At 52.8% G+C, this 16,117-nt stretch carries 14 protein-coding genes; 4 read left to right on the top strand and 10 right to left on the bottom strand.

Annotated elements, in window-relative coordinates; all coding sequences use genetic code 11:
* Positions 1-9: 9 nt before the first annotated feature.
* Positions 10-801, bottom strand: a complete 792-nt coding sequence (locus tag ABC502_RS11265) for a PhzF family phenazine biosynthesis protein (protein WP_345915951.1) — start codon at positions 799-801, stop codon at positions 10-12.
* 32 nt (positions 802-833) lie between these two features.
* The gene (locus tag ABC502_RS11260) at positions 834-2,276 is read right to left on the bottom strand and encodes a PLP-dependent aminotransferase family protein (RefSeq protein ID WP_345915950.1); all 1,443 of its coding nucleotides are present in this window, start codon (positions 2,274-2,276) and stop codon (positions 834-836) included.
* A gap of 84 nt (positions 2,277-2,360) precedes the next feature.
* On the opposite strand from ABC502_RS11260, the gene ABC502_RS11255 reads away from it, so the two are divergent.
* The 3 genes from ABC502_RS11255 (at position 2,361) to hemN (ending at position 4,816) form a co-directional block, all read left to right on the top strand.
* Positions 2,361-2,759 (top strand): GNAT family N-acetyltransferase, encoded by a 399-nt coding sequence (locus ABC502_RS11255; RefSeq protein WP_345915949.1) that lies wholly within the window; start codon positions 2,361-2,363, stop codon positions 2,757-2,759.
* 3 nt (positions 2,760-2,762) lie between these two features.
* Positions 2,763-3,374: an FMN-binding negative transcriptional regulator gene (locus ABC502_RS11250; RefSeq protein WP_345915948.1), complete on the top strand. Its 612-nt coding sequence runs from the start codon at positions 2,763-2,765 to the stop codon at positions 3,372-3,374.
* Positions 3,375-3,457: 83 nt separating this feature from the next.
* Positions 3,458-4,816, top strand: coding sequence for an oxygen-independent coproporphyrinogen III oxidase (hemN, locus tag ABC502_RS11245; RefSeq protein WP_345915947.1), 1,359 nt, complete (start codon positions 3,458-3,460; stop codon positions 4,814-4,816).
* Positions 4,817-4,900: 84 nt separating this feature from the next.
* Here the strand turns inward: hemN and ABC502_RS11240 are convergent, their stop codons facing one another.
* The 4 genes from ABC502_RS11240 to ABC502_RS11225 form a co-directional block, all read right to left on the bottom strand.
* The gene (locus ABC502_RS11240; RefSeq protein WP_345915946.1) at positions 4,901-5,998 is read right to left on the bottom strand and encodes a DUF3083 family protein; all 1,098 of its coding nucleotides are present in this window, start codon (positions 5,996-5,998) and stop codon (positions 4,901-4,903) included.
* Between the two features lie 128 nt (positions 5,999-6,126).
* Positions 6,127-7,347, bottom strand: a complete 1,221-nt coding sequence (locus tag ABC502_RS11235) for a methyl-accepting chemotaxis protein (protein WP_330088278.1) — start codon at positions 7,345-7,347, stop codon at positions 6,127-6,129.
* Positions 7,348-7,450: 103 nt separating this feature from the next.
* Positions 7,451-8,236: an ABC transporter substrate-binding protein gene (locus tag ABC502_RS11230; protein WP_330088277.1), complete on the bottom strand. Its 786-nt coding sequence runs from the start codon at positions 8,234-8,236 to the stop codon at positions 7,451-7,453.
* A 30-nt stretch (positions 8,237-8,266) separates the two neighbouring features.
* The gene (locus ABC502_RS11225) at positions 8,267-8,710 is read right to left on the bottom strand and encodes a nucleoside deaminase (protein ID WP_330088276.1); all 444 of its coding nucleotides are present in this window, start codon (positions 8,708-8,710) and stop codon (positions 8,267-8,269) included.
* Positions 8,711-8,846: 136 nt separating this feature from the next.
* Between ABC502_RS11225 and ABC502_RS11220 the strand changes: the two genes are divergently transcribed.
* Positions 8,847-9,425, top strand: a complete 579-nt coding sequence (locus tag ABC502_RS11220) for a hypothetical protein (protein ID WP_345915945.1) — start codon at positions 8,847-8,849, stop codon at positions 9,423-9,425.
* Positions 9,426-9,432: 7 nt separating this feature from the next.
* Here ABC502_RS11220 and ABC502_RS11215 read toward each other — a convergent pair whose 3' ends face one another.
* From ABC502_RS11215 to ABC502_RS11200, 4 genes are all read right to left on the bottom strand, one after another.
* A complete protein-coding gene (locus tag ABC502_RS11215; RefSeq protein ID WP_330088274.1) occupies positions 9,433-10,467 on the bottom strand; it encodes a porin in 1,035 nt (344 codons plus the stop codon).
* 74 nt (positions 10,468-10,541) lie between these two features.
* Complete coding sequence (locus ABC502_RS11210) at positions 10,542-11,696, bottom strand: cation diffusion facilitator family transporter (protein ID WP_345915944.1); 1,155 nt, start codon at positions 11,694-11,696, stop codon at positions 10,542-10,544.
* Entirely contained in the window at positions 11,693-12,772 is a 1,080-nt protein-coding gene (locus ABC502_RS11205; RefSeq protein WP_345915943.1) for an efflux RND transporter periplasmic adaptor subunit, read from the bottom strand. Before ABC502_RS11205 ends, ABC502_RS11210 begins: the two co-directional genes overlap by 4 nt.
* A complete protein-coding gene (locus ABC502_RS11200) occupies positions 12,769-16,101 on the bottom strand; it encodes an efflux RND transporter permease subunit (RefSeq protein WP_345915942.1) in 3,333 nt (1,110 codons plus the stop codon). Before ABC502_RS11200 ends, ABC502_RS11205 begins: the two co-directional genes overlap by 4 nt.
* Positions 16,102-16,117 lie beyond the last annotated feature (16 nt).

Genomic DNA, 16,117 nt, shown 5'->3' with positions numbered 1-16,117 from the left:
GTGCCAGTTTTAGATGTATATTTCGGCAATCATATAATCTACCGCATTGCCTGTCAGTTGCACCCGATCGCCCTTGAGTTCACAGCGCAGGGCGCCGCCTCTTTTGGATAGCTGGTAAGCACTCAGTTGCTGCTTGCCAAGCTTGTGGGCCCAGTAAGGGGTAAGCTCACAGTGCGCCGAGCCGGTGACCGGATCCTCGTTTACCCGCAGCTTGGGAAAGAAACAGCGGCTGACAAAATCAACGTCTTTATCTTTGTCAGAGGCTGGAGCGGTTGCTACCACGCCACGCAAGCCCAACTTTTTTAGTTGCTCAAAGTCGGGGGCCAGGGCTTTGATCTCATCGGCAGTTGGGTACACCGCAATGTAATCAAAGGCTGCCAGCACTTCCAGGGGGGCTTGGCCAAGCCCGGCAATCAGCTCTGCCGGCGCTGAAACTGGTTGTGGCATACTGGCTGGAAAGTCCAGCTGATAACCCTTATCAGTGCGTGTTACCCGCAAAAGGCCACTACGGGTACTAAACACCAGTTCTGGCTGATGAAAGCCAAGCTGGCTATACAACACATGGGCAGCAGCCAGAGTTGCATGGCCGCATAAATCTACTTCTTCTTCCGGAGTAAACCAGCGCAACTGGTAGCCATCGCCTGCAGGCACAAAAAAGGCGGTTTCCGATAAATTGTTCTCTTCAGCAATGCGTTGCAACAGCGCATCGTCCAACCAGTTGGTCAGTGGGCAGACCGCTGCCGGATTGCCACCAAACACCTGCTCGGTAAAGGCATCCACTTGAAACATTTGTAATTTCACCTTGACTACTCCTGGTTGAAAATCGGTTCAGTTTAACCGCTTAGCCACTGTTTGACGAGTGGGATCAAGGCTTCGATGGCAGCACCCTGGCTATCGGTGTTGGCATCGGCAATGCCTATGACCAGGCCACGCTCTGGCTCATGCATAAAACAATAGCGGCTAAAGGGCTGTACTTTAAAGCCGTGTTGCCAGAGCTTGTGGCTTAATGCCACATCGTCCGCCAGGTCGGGCAGCAGCAACGTCAGATGCAAGCCAGCATCCTGTGCCAGCAAGGTGGCATTTGGAAAGTGTTGCTGCAGCAGGGTTATCGCGTATTGCTTTTGCTGCTGATAGCAGCGACGCATTTTCCGAAGGTGGCGTAAAAAGTGCCCTTCAATGATAAAGTCGGCCAGCACGGCTTGGGGCAGTAAAGCCACATCGCCCTGCACCGCCTGCAGCAGGGCACTGGCGGTTTGGATCTGGGCTTTGGGTGCCACTAAATAACCAAGCCGTACGGCCGGAAACAGGGTTTTGCTGAAGGAGCCGACAAAGAGCACTCCTTCACCTCCGGCCAGTCCTTGCAAGCTGGCAATAGGCCGGTGGCGGTATTGAAACTCACTGTCGTAATCGTCTTCCACCAACCAGCACTGCTGTTGTCTGGCCCAGTGCAGTAATTCCAGTCGCCTGGCCAGGGGCATGATGCCGCCGCAAGGGTATTGGTGCGATGGTGTTAAAAAAATCGCTCTGGCCTTGCCATCGGTCGGCAGCTGGCTCAGATCCAACCCATCGGGGCCAGCCGCCGGCAGATGCTGTACTTTGAGCTCTGCCAATTGCAGTGCTTGTTTCAGCCGAGGATAGCCGGGGGACTCCATCAGTACCAACTCATGGCTTTTTGCCGCCAGCCTGGCCGCCAGAAACAATGCCTGCTGGGCACCCGCGGTGATAAGGATGTTGTCCTGATCACACTGCAGCTGACGCGACTGAGCTAAGTAGTGCGCCAAAGCTTGTCGTAGTGGCTGGTAGCCAAGCGGATCGGCCATGCCACAGAGCGCAGTCCGGTTGCCATGGCGCTGCAGCAATTGCTGCCAAATACGAAATGGAAAGGGTTGCACATTCGCCAGCCCTGGCTGCAGCCGGCCGCTGTGAGCCTGGCCTTTGGCTGATAGGCCGTAGTGCTGCATCGGCAGGGCCGCACCAGCGGACGACTTGACTGGTTCTGGCGTGAAGTAGTGATCGGGCAGGGCTGCAACGATCTGATAGCCCCGGCCCTGCTGTGCCTCGACATAGCCTTCTGCCACCAGTTGCTGCAGCGCTTGTTGCACTGTGGTGCGGCTAAGCGCAAGGTCACTGGCCAGTTGCCGCTCCGACGGCAGCAAGGCGCCAGCCGGCCAGCGGCCAGTCAGCAATTGCTGACGTAAGCACAGATAGAGTTGCTGCTGCAGCTCACCTTCTCCGGATAAACAGAGGGCATCGCTGCACAAACGGGTACCGGGCAACTGGATTGCTCCTTTTTCTAAAACTGGCTATTTCAATCAATCCAGTTTAGCAGTGAAATGATGTTTTCAGAACAGGAGACATTGATGATTTTAACATTTGCTATCGAAACACAGCTTGATCTTGATGAAGTCATAGGGCTGTATCAAAGCTCCGGCATCGCCCGGCCGGTAGAGCAACGTGAGCGGATGCAGCGGATGCTACAGCATGCCAATCTGACCGTTACCGCCAGGCGGGACGGCCAGTTGCTCGGGCTGGCTCGCTGTTTAACCGATTACAGCTGGGTGGTGTATATTGCCGATTTGCTGGTAGCCAAAGCGTATCAGCAGCAAGGGGTAGGGCGGCAGTTGCTGGCAGAGGTACAGCACATCACCGGCCCTGAAGTGCAGCAATTGCTCTTAAGTGCACCATCGGCCATGGCCTATTACCCGAAGGTGGGTTTTCAGCCGCTTAGCAATGCTTTTGCCATCGGCCGTAAGGAGTAGCCCATGCTGTATTGCCCCAAAGCCATGGCGTTTGCCAGCACGGACGCTTTGCATGATTTTATCGAACAGCATGCTTTTGGCTGCCTGGTGAGCCAGCCATTTTTTTGCAGTCATCTACCCTGGTTACTGAAGCGGCAGCAAGGCGAGCAAGGGGTGCTCTATGGTCATCTGGCCCGGCAAAATCCGCATGCCAAAGCCCTTAACGGCCAGCAGGTGCTGATTAATTTTACCGGCCCCCATGCCTACATTTCACCGGGCTGGTACCACAGTAAGCTGGCGGTGCCGACCTGGAATTATGCGGTGGCGCATGTGCAGGGCAAGGCACAGTTGCTGGAGCCAGAGGAAACGTTGGCAGTGCTGGAGGAGCAGGTGGCCAGTTATGAGTCTGAGCCGGCGGCATTGGCGAAGATGCCAACCCAGTACCGCGAGCAACTGGCCAGGGCCATTGTCGGGATCCGGGTGCCGATAAAGCAGCTGACAGGCAAGTTAAAGCTGGGTCAGCAGCGCTCAGCCGAGGATCAGCAAGGGGTTTTTGCTGCCTTGCAGCAGAGTGAGTCGCATCAGGCACAGGCTCTGGCGGCCTTGATGACCAACTGGCAACTCGGAGTTGGCTAAGTGGCCGCTTGTTGCGTCAGATCAAGGCCTGTTGCTGTGGTTTCGTTAGACTAAGCGCAGAGTTCATTGCTTTGAGAGTTCCTATGCCCAGTATCCAGTGGGATCCAGCTTTGATTGCCAAATACAACATCCATGGCCCACGCTACACCTCGTACCCGACGGCGCTGGCACTGCAGGCACCCTTTGATAGCCAACAAGTGCGCGACACCTTGCTGGCATCGGCCGGTGAACTGAGCCTCTATCTGCATCTGCCGTTTTGCCATCAGCTCTGTTACTACTGTGGCTGCAACAAGGTGGTTACCCGGCATCAGCACAAGGCGGATCGTTATCTGGATGCACTGGTGCAGGAAATGGCCATGTATCAGCCCTTGGTAGCGCACCGGCCCATTGGCCAGATTCATTTAGGCGGCGGCACCCCGACTTTTCTAACCGAGCAGCAGTTAAGCCGGTTAATGCAGCTATTTCATCAGTACTTCGATTGTACAGCGCTGGATGAGCTCAGTATTGAAATAGACCCGCGCAGTTGCAGCCTGGAAAAACTGGCGCACCTACGCCAGTTGGGCTTTAATCGGGTCAGTTTTGGCGTGCAGGATTTTGATCAGCAGGTGCAAATCACCATCAACCGGGTACAGGATGCCGATTTAATTCGTCAGTTGGTGCAAGCGGCCAAAGCACTTGGCTTTAGCTCCATTAATCTTGATTTGGTCTATGGTTTGCCTTACCAGCAGGCGGCTTCGTTTCAGCAGACGTTGGATCAGGTGGTGGCGTTGGAGCCGGATCGGGTGTCTTTATTTAGTTATGCCCACTTGCCAGCGCGCTTTGCTGCGCAGCGCAAGTTGCCGGAGGCCGCCTTGCCAGGCGCTGAAACCAAGCTGGCTTTGTTGCAGCAAGGCATCGCCACCTTCAGCCGGGCCGGTTATCAGTTTATTGGCATGGATCACTTTGCCAAGCCAGAAGATGGCTTAGCCAAAGCGCAGCGGGCAGGGCGGTTGCAACGTAATTTTCAGGGCTATACCACCCATGGTCAGAATGCGCTGCTGGGTCTTGGGGTTTCTTCGATTAGTCAGGTGGATGGTGTGCTGTGGCAACATGAAAAAGATCTGCCGGATTACTATCAGGCGATTGAAGCTAAGCAGTTACCACTGGCCAAAGGCTTTGTCTTGTCCAAAGACGATTGCATTCGTGCAGAGTTAATCGCACAGCTGATTTGCCATTTTGAGCTGGATACAGCGGCTTTTGCACAGCAGTGGCAGCTTGATTTTGACCAATACTTTGCTGATAGCCTGCAAAAGCTGTCCCCCTTTATCGAGGATGGTCTGGTTGAGTTAAGCCCGACAGGCATTAAGATAGCCGATGCAGGTCGGCTATGGGTGCGCAGCATTTGCAGCGCCTTTGATGTGTATTTACAGCAGGGCCAGCAGCGTTATTCCAAAGTGGTTTAATACAAAGAGTGGTTTAATACCAAGAATGGTGTAAGCCAAACAATAAAGCCACCTCGCGGTGGCTTTATGCGTATTTGCAGCGACTTACAGATGATAACTGATGTGCTGATGAAAACGCACTACCAGATCATCTCGCTCCGGATTCAGATTAACGCCTTTGGCAAAGCGGCGCAGGGCGGTTTCGACCTGATTCATAAAGCGTCCATAACCCATATCGGTGTAATCGTCTTTGGTTGCAAAGATAATAAACTGAGCGGATTCAACCAAGTTGCTATCATCCCAGTCAGCAATCAGTTGCCCTTCGCTGATGCTGGTATCAAAACCAATCATCTGCAATTCTTTGCCGGTACTCATTTTATCAAACTTGCTGTTACGAACCAGTGGCAGCAAGCCATTGGCCAGCACAGCTCTGTGGGTCAGTTTATTCAGGCTGGTGGCTTCAACAAACTGGTCCTGAATCAACTGGTACAACTCAGTGTAAGGACGATCAGATTTAGCATCAATGGTGACTTGCTCTTTGACATAGCGGCTAAGTGGCAAGTTAATAATGGCATAAGTCAGGGCACTGTGCTCAGCCGGTAGTTCACAATGGCGTGCCTTGTAGCGCGCATCCAAAGAGCGAAGTTTGTAGCCATAACTTTCTTTGACACCTTTTTGCTTAGCAAATAAGTCGTACGTCAGGTGTTGGTGGTCGCGAACTTTAATGGCGAGCTCTGGGCTGTTAATTTCATCGCTAAAGCGTTGCAACAAGGCGCGAACTTTATTGTGAAAATCTGCTGCGTTGGCACGAATGTTTGCATCTGTTGCCATAAATAGTAAGGAGATCTTACGGGCTTTTTCCGCCGGGTTAAAGAAGCTATTTTGCGCTTCATGGTAGGCCGGGTTGTAGAAAAACAGAATTTGTTCGGCGGTTTGCAGGGTATAGGCTTCGGTATGAAAACGCACCACCGGCGTTTTGCCATTGGCAATCAGGTGGACATTGCGTAAACCTGCTTGATCGGCCAGTTCGAAAAAAATCTTACTCAATTGCAGGTAAAATTCTTTGAAAGGCTCGGGACTATCAACCATTGGGGCGCCAAAGCGCGCCAAAATTGCATCTGTCAGGCTGAACTCTGCTAGCAGATATTGGTTGTCCCTGGAGCTGGTTGGAATATAAACTTTGTGTTGGCTGCTGACCGGCATAACTCCCCCGTTAAAGCTGTCCTTAATTGCTGGTTAGTGTAGCAAAATTTAATCAGCTGGACTTTCATTTTTTGTTGATTTTTCACAAAGATAGTAGCTGGTACACCAAACAGGTACACCAGCCGAGGTTAATGGCTGCTCCGTGCAAAGCGTCCCAGTTGTTGCTGTGTTCGGGCCGTTCCATCCAACAAAGCTTTGGCGGCATCATCAATAGAAGTCATCTGCACATTGGCTTCATTGGTCACATGCTCAATAGCTGATAAGTGCTTATGGGTTTGCTGGTAACGTTTTTCCAGTGCCCCTACGGTGTCATTGATACTGTGTACCCGGTTTTTGGCATCGGCCAACTGCTGTTGTAAATTAACAAATTCGTGGCTGGTTACCCCAGTTTGCTGTTGGGCATCTTTGGCTTGCTGGTGCAGACTTTCCGATTCGGTTCGGGTTTCCTGTACCAGCCGCTCCATATCGTTTAAAAAGCCTGATATTTGCCGGGTGGCATCGTTGACCTTGGCCGCCAGTGTGCGTACTTCATCAGCTACCACGGCAAAGCCACGGCCAGCCTCACCGGCTCGTGCCGCCTCTATGGCAGCATTAAGCGCCAGTAAGTTGGTTTGGTCGGAAAAGTTCTCTACCATCACCAGAATTTGCCGTACGTTCTCAGCATTTTGATGCAGACCATTGATGGTCTGACCAAAGGTATCCAGCAGCTTGACGATACTGGCTAACTGACCCGACAGCTGTTGCATCTGACTGCTGGCGCCCTGTGCACTTTTTACTGTCACTGATGCCACTTCACTCATTTGATCACCGTGCTGAACGATGTCAGACAAGTACTCCAGTACCTGATCACTTTCGCCGCGGATCTGATGGCTACGCTTCTCCGTATCCTGCAAGTGACTGCGGGTGGTGCGAACAGCTTTGGATACTTGCTCATTGGTTTCATGGGTGCGTTTAGCTTCCTGATGAATATCACCCAATAACTGCCCCAGTTGATTAACAAACTGATTGTACTGCTCAGACAAGGTTCGAAACTCGTCGTGGGTAAAAGCCGGCAGTCGGTGGTTCAAATCTGTTCCTTTACTGTTGGTTTCCTGCAAAGCGGATACCAGAGCATGTACTGGCCGAACGATTAAGTGATGTAAATAGAAAATGGTGAAGATAAAGGCTGCCGAACCCAGCAGCAACAAAAGCCACCACCCCGTGGTAGCCGCATCATCCGCCGGGTAAGCCAGATAGAGGGTCAGCGCAAAGAAGAGCGCCAAAAAACCAATGTTGCCGATGATTTTACGAGTGAGAGTATAGAAGAAAGTTTGTTCAATAAAGTTATACACTTTGGCAAAACTCCCCATAGCTTTTCCATGCATCAGTTACGAATCGAATAAATGCAGCATAGCATAACTGCTGCTGCTGACTATTGTTTCAGCACAGGTTTTCGTTCCTTTTTTGCGGCTATTAATTGGAAGTCACTTCCGGCAATAACTCCAAACCAAATCGGCGGAACTCATTGCTAAACGGTTCTTGCTGCAGTATGCGGTAAACCCATTGGTACAGTGTTTCTATGGCAAGATCATGTTCGGGATTGATCAACAACTGATGCTGGTAACTTTGATCAACCCGTTCGGAAACGATGATTTTCCTGGCATTCTGTTGGTTAGCCATTAAATACTGATGTAAAAAAGAACGGGTCACGATGGCTGTATCGGTGCGCTGCTTCAACACCAGCTCGATACTGGCCTGATGATCGTTGACCAAGGTCATTTGATAGTTGCTAGCTATTATATCAGGGGCGGTTTCATAGTTGGCTAGCCGATAATGATAACCTAGAATTCCGGCAACGGTTTTATCGGTAAGATCGTCAAACCAGGACTGAGTGCTGGCTTTACTGCTAAGTGCAATAAAAACTTCATCATCTTTGGCAAAGGGCGGTGAATGATCAATGCTTATGTTGCGTTGAATCCAACCCCAGCTCGGATCTTCAAAGAAAATTGCATCGTACAGGCCTTGTTGATAGTCCTGATGACGCCGTATGGGCGTTGTGAGTACCAACTCAAAGCGGTAGTCCTGTTGCAGGCGGTTAAGCTGAAGGATTAAATCCACGGTGAAGCCTTTAGCCAGCCCATGCTCTAGCTCGATATAAGGAGGAAATGGGTAGCCACCAACGCGCACCAGAGTTGTTGCAGACGCCTGATTAAAGAAAGTGACCAGGACAATTAACGTAGAAATCACAACAGACCGCATGATCGATTCCTTTTAACAGCGAAAGCTAATTCATTCCTTGCCTATATCTTCGTACCATAGTTCCGGTGAACTGGCAATAAAGTCTTCCATCAGTTGGATGCATTCTGCATTCTGTAATATAGTTAACTTTACCCCACGGCTGCGAATGTAATCTTCCGGTCCCTGAAAAGTTTTGTTTTCACCCACCACTATATTCGGAATACCGTATAGCAAGGCTGTACCACTGCACATATCGCAAGGGGATAAGGTAGAATAGAGTGTCGCTTTTTTGTAATCGGCTGGCGATAGACGGCCTGCTTGCTCCAGGCAGTGCATCTCAGCATGCAAGATGGCACTGCCTTGCTGCACCCGTTGGTTATGGCCACGGCTTACAATCTTATTATCGATCACCAATACGGAACCGATGGGAATACCTCCTGCAGCCAAGCCTTTTTTTGCTTCATCAATAGCTGCTTGCATAAAAAGATCTGTCATCGTTACCCCGACTTTTTATGAATGCCTGTGATTTAGCATAGTTGCTTTTCTGCTTTGCCGCGAGAGCAGTTTTGTTGAACATACCAGCTGTGGTAGATTGCATCAGAGTATGAGCTAGCAGAAAAGGCATAAACAGATGGAGTGGATACTGGCATTAGTTATCGGGGCAGCGATACCTGCTGTAGCAACGCAGAACGAAGCTGCAGCACAGTTTTGGTTGCATATGGCACAACACTGCGGTCAGGCTTATGAAGGGCGGCGCGTAGTAGCCCGGGATGACCGGCCGGATTTGCTGGAGGGTAATGAACGCCTGATTGTGCACTTTCGTGAGTGCTCCAGTGAATTACTGGCACTGCCATTTCATATTGGTGCGGTCGATGGCAGTTGGGATCGCTCCCGTACCTGGCGTTACAGTTGGCGGGATGGTCAGTTGGAACTGCGTCATGATCACCGGTTAAGCAGTGGTGAGCCTGATGAAAGCAATACCATGTATGGTGGTTTATCGATAGGGCGAGGCACACCGGAGCAACAACAGTTCTTATTTACTGAACGCACTGCTGACGATGGCTCAGCGCTTGGTTGGCGAATCGAAATCGTTCCTGGTGTGCGCTATACCTACGGTACTTTTAGTGGCGATAACTGGACCTGGCGGTTGGACTTTGATTTAAGCAAACCCTTGGATAGACTGCCCCCGGCACCCTGGGGGCATCAGTAAAAGAGCATTAGCTACCGAAGTTGGCCGAAAAATTGTAAATCACGCCCAGTGACAGTGCATAGGGATCCTGGCCAGGTTCAATGGCCAGTTGCTTACCATGGCCGCCTCCGGCCGATACATTAAAGTTGGCATTGTCGGCGTTGTTGGTGAAGGCCGCTGCTGCATAAAGCGTGAGCTGGCGGCCAAAGCGCCGGTCTAGACCTAATGCCAGCATGGTGGCTCTGCTGTTGTCAGCATCGGCGTTGCCGGCATGATAAAGCTGAGCTTTCACGCTGTAGGCGTCATTGATACGATAAGCAGCCCCGATGCCGTAAGCATCTCTGTTGCCACCAGCGAAGTTTTCACTGCTTTGCCAAAAGGCCGTCAGCCGCCATTGTTCGCTCAGGCGATAACTGGCGCCAGCACGAAAACCGCTCAGTGCGCTATTGTCCGGCCGGTTGCGCCGCTCGTAAGCCAGCATCAGCATTAGCGCTTTGTTATCAAAGGTGACTGAGCTACTGATGGCATCGTCTTTATTGTCACTGGTGCTGCCGGTGCGATCATGGGTGGAGTAGTGCAGATCGAAGGTCAATTGCTGAAAAGCAGGGGTTTGATAATGCAGGCCGTTGCGAAAGCGCCGGTCTAAATCGACTCCGCCACCCCGAACGATGTTGCGGGCATCACCTACCTGATCACCAAACAAATCGGTGCGGCTGCGTACGTTTTTCAAGGGAGTATCAAAAAATCCGGCCCGTACCAGGCCGAAATCGCCCTGTAATCCTAAAAAGCTGTTGCGCGAGGCCCAATCACCACTGCCTTCATCGAGGCGGATCAGGCTTTCGATTTGCAACAACACAGTCAGATTGTCCTGCACCTGATGCGAGCCGCGAATGCCAAAACGGCTGGCATTGCTGGATATATTCAGGCCATTGTCGTTGCCATTGTCCAACTGATCAACCGACAGGTGCGCCCGGCCGTAGATGCCAAACTCAGTGGCTTGAGCAGGGGGCAGTAAAAGGATGCTACTGACTGCCAGGCAGCCAAGGAGAAGGTGTTTTTTCATGGAAAAGTGATCCGTCATATTTTTGTCATAATGGTAGTTCGCTTAGGGGAGAAAATCAAAGATAAAACAGATAGCTAGCTGGTCTTGAGTAGATAAAAGCGGATATTCAAGGTCTTGGCTATTGGCCAGAGCAACTGCAATTGCTGTTCGAGCTGTTGCTGAGGGACATCATGGAGTGCCTGTTGGGCCTTTGCGTTAAGCAAGATATCGACCTGAATGGGGCTCTGATAGTAAAGGTTCAGTTCAACATCATTGCTGTTAAGTTGGTAGGAGTGCAGTAGTTGGTCGATAGCCCGGGTTAAAGCTGGCCGGATATTCAAAGCTTGTAGCGATGATGACACCTCTGAAGCTGAGCTATTGATGTGGACCAGGATATCGCCGATTTCGGGGAATTGTTGCTGCAGCTGCTGTTTAACCTGAGTACCCAGCAAGTGTGCTTCGGAAGCAGTAAGTCGTGGCGCAACTTCCAGTTTTAGTTCCAGCAGGACCTTGCCACCACTGGTTCGGCTGCGCAGGGAGTTGATGGCGTGGATCCCGTCTGTTTGTACAATCAACTGACGGTAGCTTTGTTGCTGTTGCTCGGGGATGGCGGTATCTATTAGCTCTGCCAGGCTGCCCGCTAGCAACTGCAAGCTGATCATGCCAATCAATACGGCCACCAGCACAGCAGCAACTGCATCCAGCCACCAGACACCCAGCATGGCACCGCCGGCACCGAGCAGCACCACGATGGAAGAGAACGCATCACTGCGGCTGTGCCAGGCATTGGCGCTCAGCAGCTCTGAGTGCAATGAGCGGGCAGCTTTGATGGTATACCAGTACAGTCCTTCTTTGATACCAAAGGAAAGGCCTGCTACCAGCAATACCGGCCAGATCGGTACAGTGCTGCTCTGGCCTTGCCATAAGCTGAAAGCATTCTGCCAGACCAACCCGATGGCAACGGCCAGCAGCATTAAGCCAAGGATCATCGTGCCCAGGGTTTCTATGCGCCTGTGGCCAAAGGGATGGCTTTGATCGGGGGCTCGCCCTCCCAGCCGGATGCTGATAAGGACTACCAGATCGGTTGCCAAATCCGACAAAGAATGCACACCATCGGCCACCAGGGCAGCAGAGTGGCCAAGCAGGCCGGTGATGATTTTCAGAACGCCAAGTAGGGTATCAAACAGGGCACCTACCAGGGTTACTTTGTTGGCTTGCGCATCTCTGGCACTGTGCTGGTGTTTGCTCATGGACGGATCAATTGCTCCCCAGCAGAAAGGCCGCTTACTACTTCCTGCATGACGTGCCCTTGCAGTCGATGTTGCTCGCCAAGCCGGATAAGCCGCCGCTCTTCACTCGCACTGGTGTACACCTGCACATAATACAATTGTCCACGCTGCTCAATGAAGTCGGCTGGAATTAACAACGCATCGCGTTCTCCAACAGGAACGGCCAGCCGGCCAAACATACCGGGATAGAGTCCTTCAGTGCGATCAATATCCAGCCGCACCCGAAAGCTGCGGGAGCCTGTATCGGCAGCCGGTTCAATCTCACTGACTGCAGCTGAAAGAGGCTGCTTGCTGGCGTCCAGCATGACTTCCAACTGCTGGCCAAATTGCAGCAAGCCAAGCACCGATTCACTGATAGCGGCTTCAAAACGCAGGCTATCCGGTGCATACAAGGTGAGAAGTAAAGCCCCCGGCGTGGCGGTATCACCGGCATAGGCCAGTCGCTGACTGACAATGCCAGTATAGGGAGCGACTATCATGCTAAAGCCTTCACTGGTTTGAGCTTCAAATAAAGCCGCCCGGCTGCGCTGCAGTTCTGCTTCAGCGGTATCACGATTGCTGCGCACTTCGTCCAACTGGGCTGCCGGCAATAAACCTTGCTCTACCAGCGCTATGGTGCGCTGGTACTGGCTGCGCGCTTCATTGGCTCTGGCCTGCGCCGAGGCCAGCGCTTGTTCCTGTTGTCGCACCCGTGCGCTTAAGTCGTCGTTATCCAACCGCAACAAGACATCGCCAGCTTGCACCCTGTTGCCTGCCTCTACCAGCACCTCTGCCACCCGGGCGGTGATCCGGGCCGATAAGGCGGTTTGCTGACGGGCTTGCAGGTTACCACTAAAATGGCGGTAATCTGCCAGCGGCTGTGACGTCACGGTATAAAGCGCTGCTGATGGTGCCTGCTGCACTATAGGACGCGTCTCTTCTGCTACTTTGCTAACAAAGGCGCCAGCCAGCCAGAGAAATATCAGGGATAAAAACAGAATAGCTGCCAGGATAGTCAGGGCAAAACGCCGACCAGGGGTTAAAAAAGTTGTTTTCATTCATCGTCTCCAGCAGTTTTCAGGCCATGGCTTGGGTGATTGCGGTACACCTGGTGATAGACCACCGGGATCACCAGCAGGGTAAAAATGGTGGAGGCACCAATACCAAAGATGATAGCCCAGGCCAGGCCGTTAAAGATTGGATCCAGTGTGATGACAATATTGGCCAGCATCGTGGTTCCGGCTGTTAGCAGGATAGGGCGGGTGCGTACTGCACCGGCTTCAAACAACGCTTCTTTCAGCTCACAGCCTTCGCGCAACCGCTGTTGAATAAACTCGATGAGGATCAGTGAGTTCCGCACGACAATGCCCGCCAGCGCTATCATGCCTATCATGGCTGTGGCGGTAAAAAGCGTGGGGTTGGGGTAGCCGGCGATGTCAGAGCTAAACAGATTCAGCAGCCAAAAGCCTGGCATGATGCCGATAATCGTCAGCGGAATAGCCAGCATCATCATGCCGGATACGGCTTTTAAGCCGGTTTGTAGCACCATCACCACAAAAACACCGAGCAAGGCAACGCCATAGGCAATACCCAGATCGCGAAACACATCCAGGGTGATCTTCCACTCGCCTTCACCGCTCCAGACCACCTGAATATCATCCGGTACCGACCAGCCAAGACCGGCTCCATTGCCAAAGTAGTGACGGCGCCACAGTGGCCGGTAACTGTCGCCCTCACGCCCCCGATCAACCATCACATCCACCACCGCATCGGCTGGTACCCGGCCGACGGTTTCGCCATAGACGTAGCTGACCGGGCGCAGGTTTTTATGAAATATAGGTCGATCCACAGCTATTTGTTCAAAGTGACCAAGCTCACTGAGTTGCACCATCGGCAAGGCGGCGTCGGCTACGCCCTGCACTTTCCGGGTGCGGCTTAAACCGGCTTCCCCACGTACATACAGCGATAGCAAGCGCTGCGGATTATCCCGCTGGCCACGCGGCAGACGAATTTCGATTGGCAGTGGGTTCACTTCGTCCGGTAGTTGCAAGTAATCGATCACCAGGCCGGAGGCGGCAGCGGCCAGTGTCTGATTGATTTGCTGCACGGAAACACCGGATAAAGCGGCTTTTTCCTGATCGACGACAAAGCGCCAGAGCATGGCTTCTTCTGGCACTGAGGTATCGACTTCGCGGACAAAGTCTTCGCGGCGCAGTCGCTCGGCAACCGTCAGAGCTGCCTGTTCCAGGGCCATATAGTCGCTGCTATCACTGCCATATATTTCAGCAACCAGGGTGCTGATCACCGGTGGACCCGGTGGCACCTGCACCAGTTTGAGTTTGGCATTATTGCTGTGCGCAATGGCCTCCAACTCATCGCGCAGCCGCAGCAGAATTTCGTGCGATTGCAGGCGGCGTTGTTTCTTATCGACCAGCACCACCCTAAGCTCGCCCTGGTGTGGTTGATGACGCAAAAAGTAGTGCCGCACCATGCCATTGAAGTCCATCGGTGAAGCCAAACCGGCAAAGCTTGATATGGAGCTGATTTCGGGCACTTGCTGCAGATGACGTGCCAGTTGCTCCAAGGTAGCTGCGGTCCGCTCGACGCTGCTGCCATAAGGCAGATCCACCACCAGCTGAAATTCATTCTTGTTGTCGTTGGGCAGCAGCTTGAGCGGCACTAAGCGCATGGCAGGCAGAGCCGCAGCCAGCACAAAAAGCCCGGCAACGGCCCATAAAAATAGTGAGCTGCGCTTTGGGCTCTGCAGCAACGGACCTAGCAGGGCTTTGTAGCCCCGATAGAGCAAGGTGCTTTGTGGCTGATAGTGGCCTTGCTGGCGTGCGCCCACCATGATGCGACGAGCCAGCCAGGGGGTGATAAGAAAAGCCACAGCGGTGGAGAAGATCACACTGATTGGCACGTTGAAGGCCATCGGCGCCATGTAGGGGCCCATCATGCCAGTGATAAAAAACATTGGCGTGAACACGATGACAATGGCCAGCGTCGACATCAACAGGGCGCTGCGAATTTCGGCCATTGCCAGCACGATGGAACGCTTGGGCGGCAGGCCTTTTTCCCGCAAAAACCGTTCGATGTTGTCAATGGAAGCAATGGGATCGTCGACAATCAAACCCAGTGCCAGAATCAAGGCGAATAAGGTCACCCGGTTAATGGTGTAGCCAAACAGCAAATCCATGCCCAGGGTAGCGCCATAGCTGATAGGGATGGCGATGGCGACCACCAGTGCTGCGCGCCAGTTCAGGAACAAGCCAACAAAAATCACCACCGTAATAATGGCGATGGCCAGGCTGGATACCAGATCCATCACCTTCTCATCAGCGGTTTCACCGTAGTTGCGGATCACCTCCAGTTTTACACCGGCAGGTAGCCAGTGTTGTTCCAACTCGGTAAAGGCTTGCAGCACATCGTTGGCGACCCAGACTGCATTGGCCCCTTTTTGCTTGCCCACTGCCAGGAATACGGCAGGCAGGCCCTGATGCTGGTTCAGCGTGGCTTCGCTAAAGGCGGCACCCGGGTAGAAGAAACTGTACTGGCTGGGCTCGGCGGGACCGTCGGTGACGGTGGCGATATCACGCAAATGAACCGGCTGGCCATTGATCACATTGACCACGGTTTGACCGACTTCGCTGGCAGAGCGCAAGAAGTCACCACTTTGCAAGGCAATGCTGCGATTATCCCGCTGCAATGTGCCGGCCTGCTGGCGCTGATTGCTTACGCGAATGGCCCGTTCGACATCCTGCACACTGGTGTGGTGGGCGGCCAGGGCTTCATTATCCAGTTCGATCTGGATCAGACGGGATAAACCACCACTGACGCTAACCTGATTGGTGTGGCGAATGGCTTTCAGTTTCTGGGTGGCTTGCTCGGCGAGACGCCGAAGCTGAAAGTGATCAATCGTCGGGTCGGTGCTGTACAAAGCAGCCACCAAAATAGGTACGTCGTCAATTTCAACCGGTTTGACCGACCAGTTGTGCACCACCGCCGGGATTTGATCCTGATTGGAGTAGAGCTTGTTGTACAACTTCACCAGGGAGTCTTCACGATCTTCACCGACATAAAAGCGCACAATCACCAAGGCCTGGCCGGTCATCGATTGGGAGTACACATACTCCACGCCATCGATCTGTGACAACAAGCGCTCTAGCGGCTCGGTGACCTGAGTGGCCACCTGCCGGGCAGACAAGCCAGGAGCCTCGATCAGTACATCGGCCATTGGCACCACAATTTGCGGATCTTCTTCTCGGGGAGTGAGCCAAAGTGATACAGCGCCAAGCACCAGCGCTAGCAAGATCAGCATCGGTGGGAAGTAGCTGGACATAAACCAGCCAATCACCCCCTGCGATGATGGAGTCGAGGTTGCCTTCATGCAGTTTTCCTGATTG

This window comes from Alkalimonas sp. NCh-2 (genome assembly GCF_039631345.1).
Lineage (GTDB): Bacteria > Pseudomonadota > Gammaproteobacteria > Enterobacterales > Alteromonadaceae > Alkalimonas > Alkalimonas mucilaginosa.
Note: the sequence above shows the minus strand (reverse complement) of the source record. Positions and strands in the feature narration are given on the sequence as shown.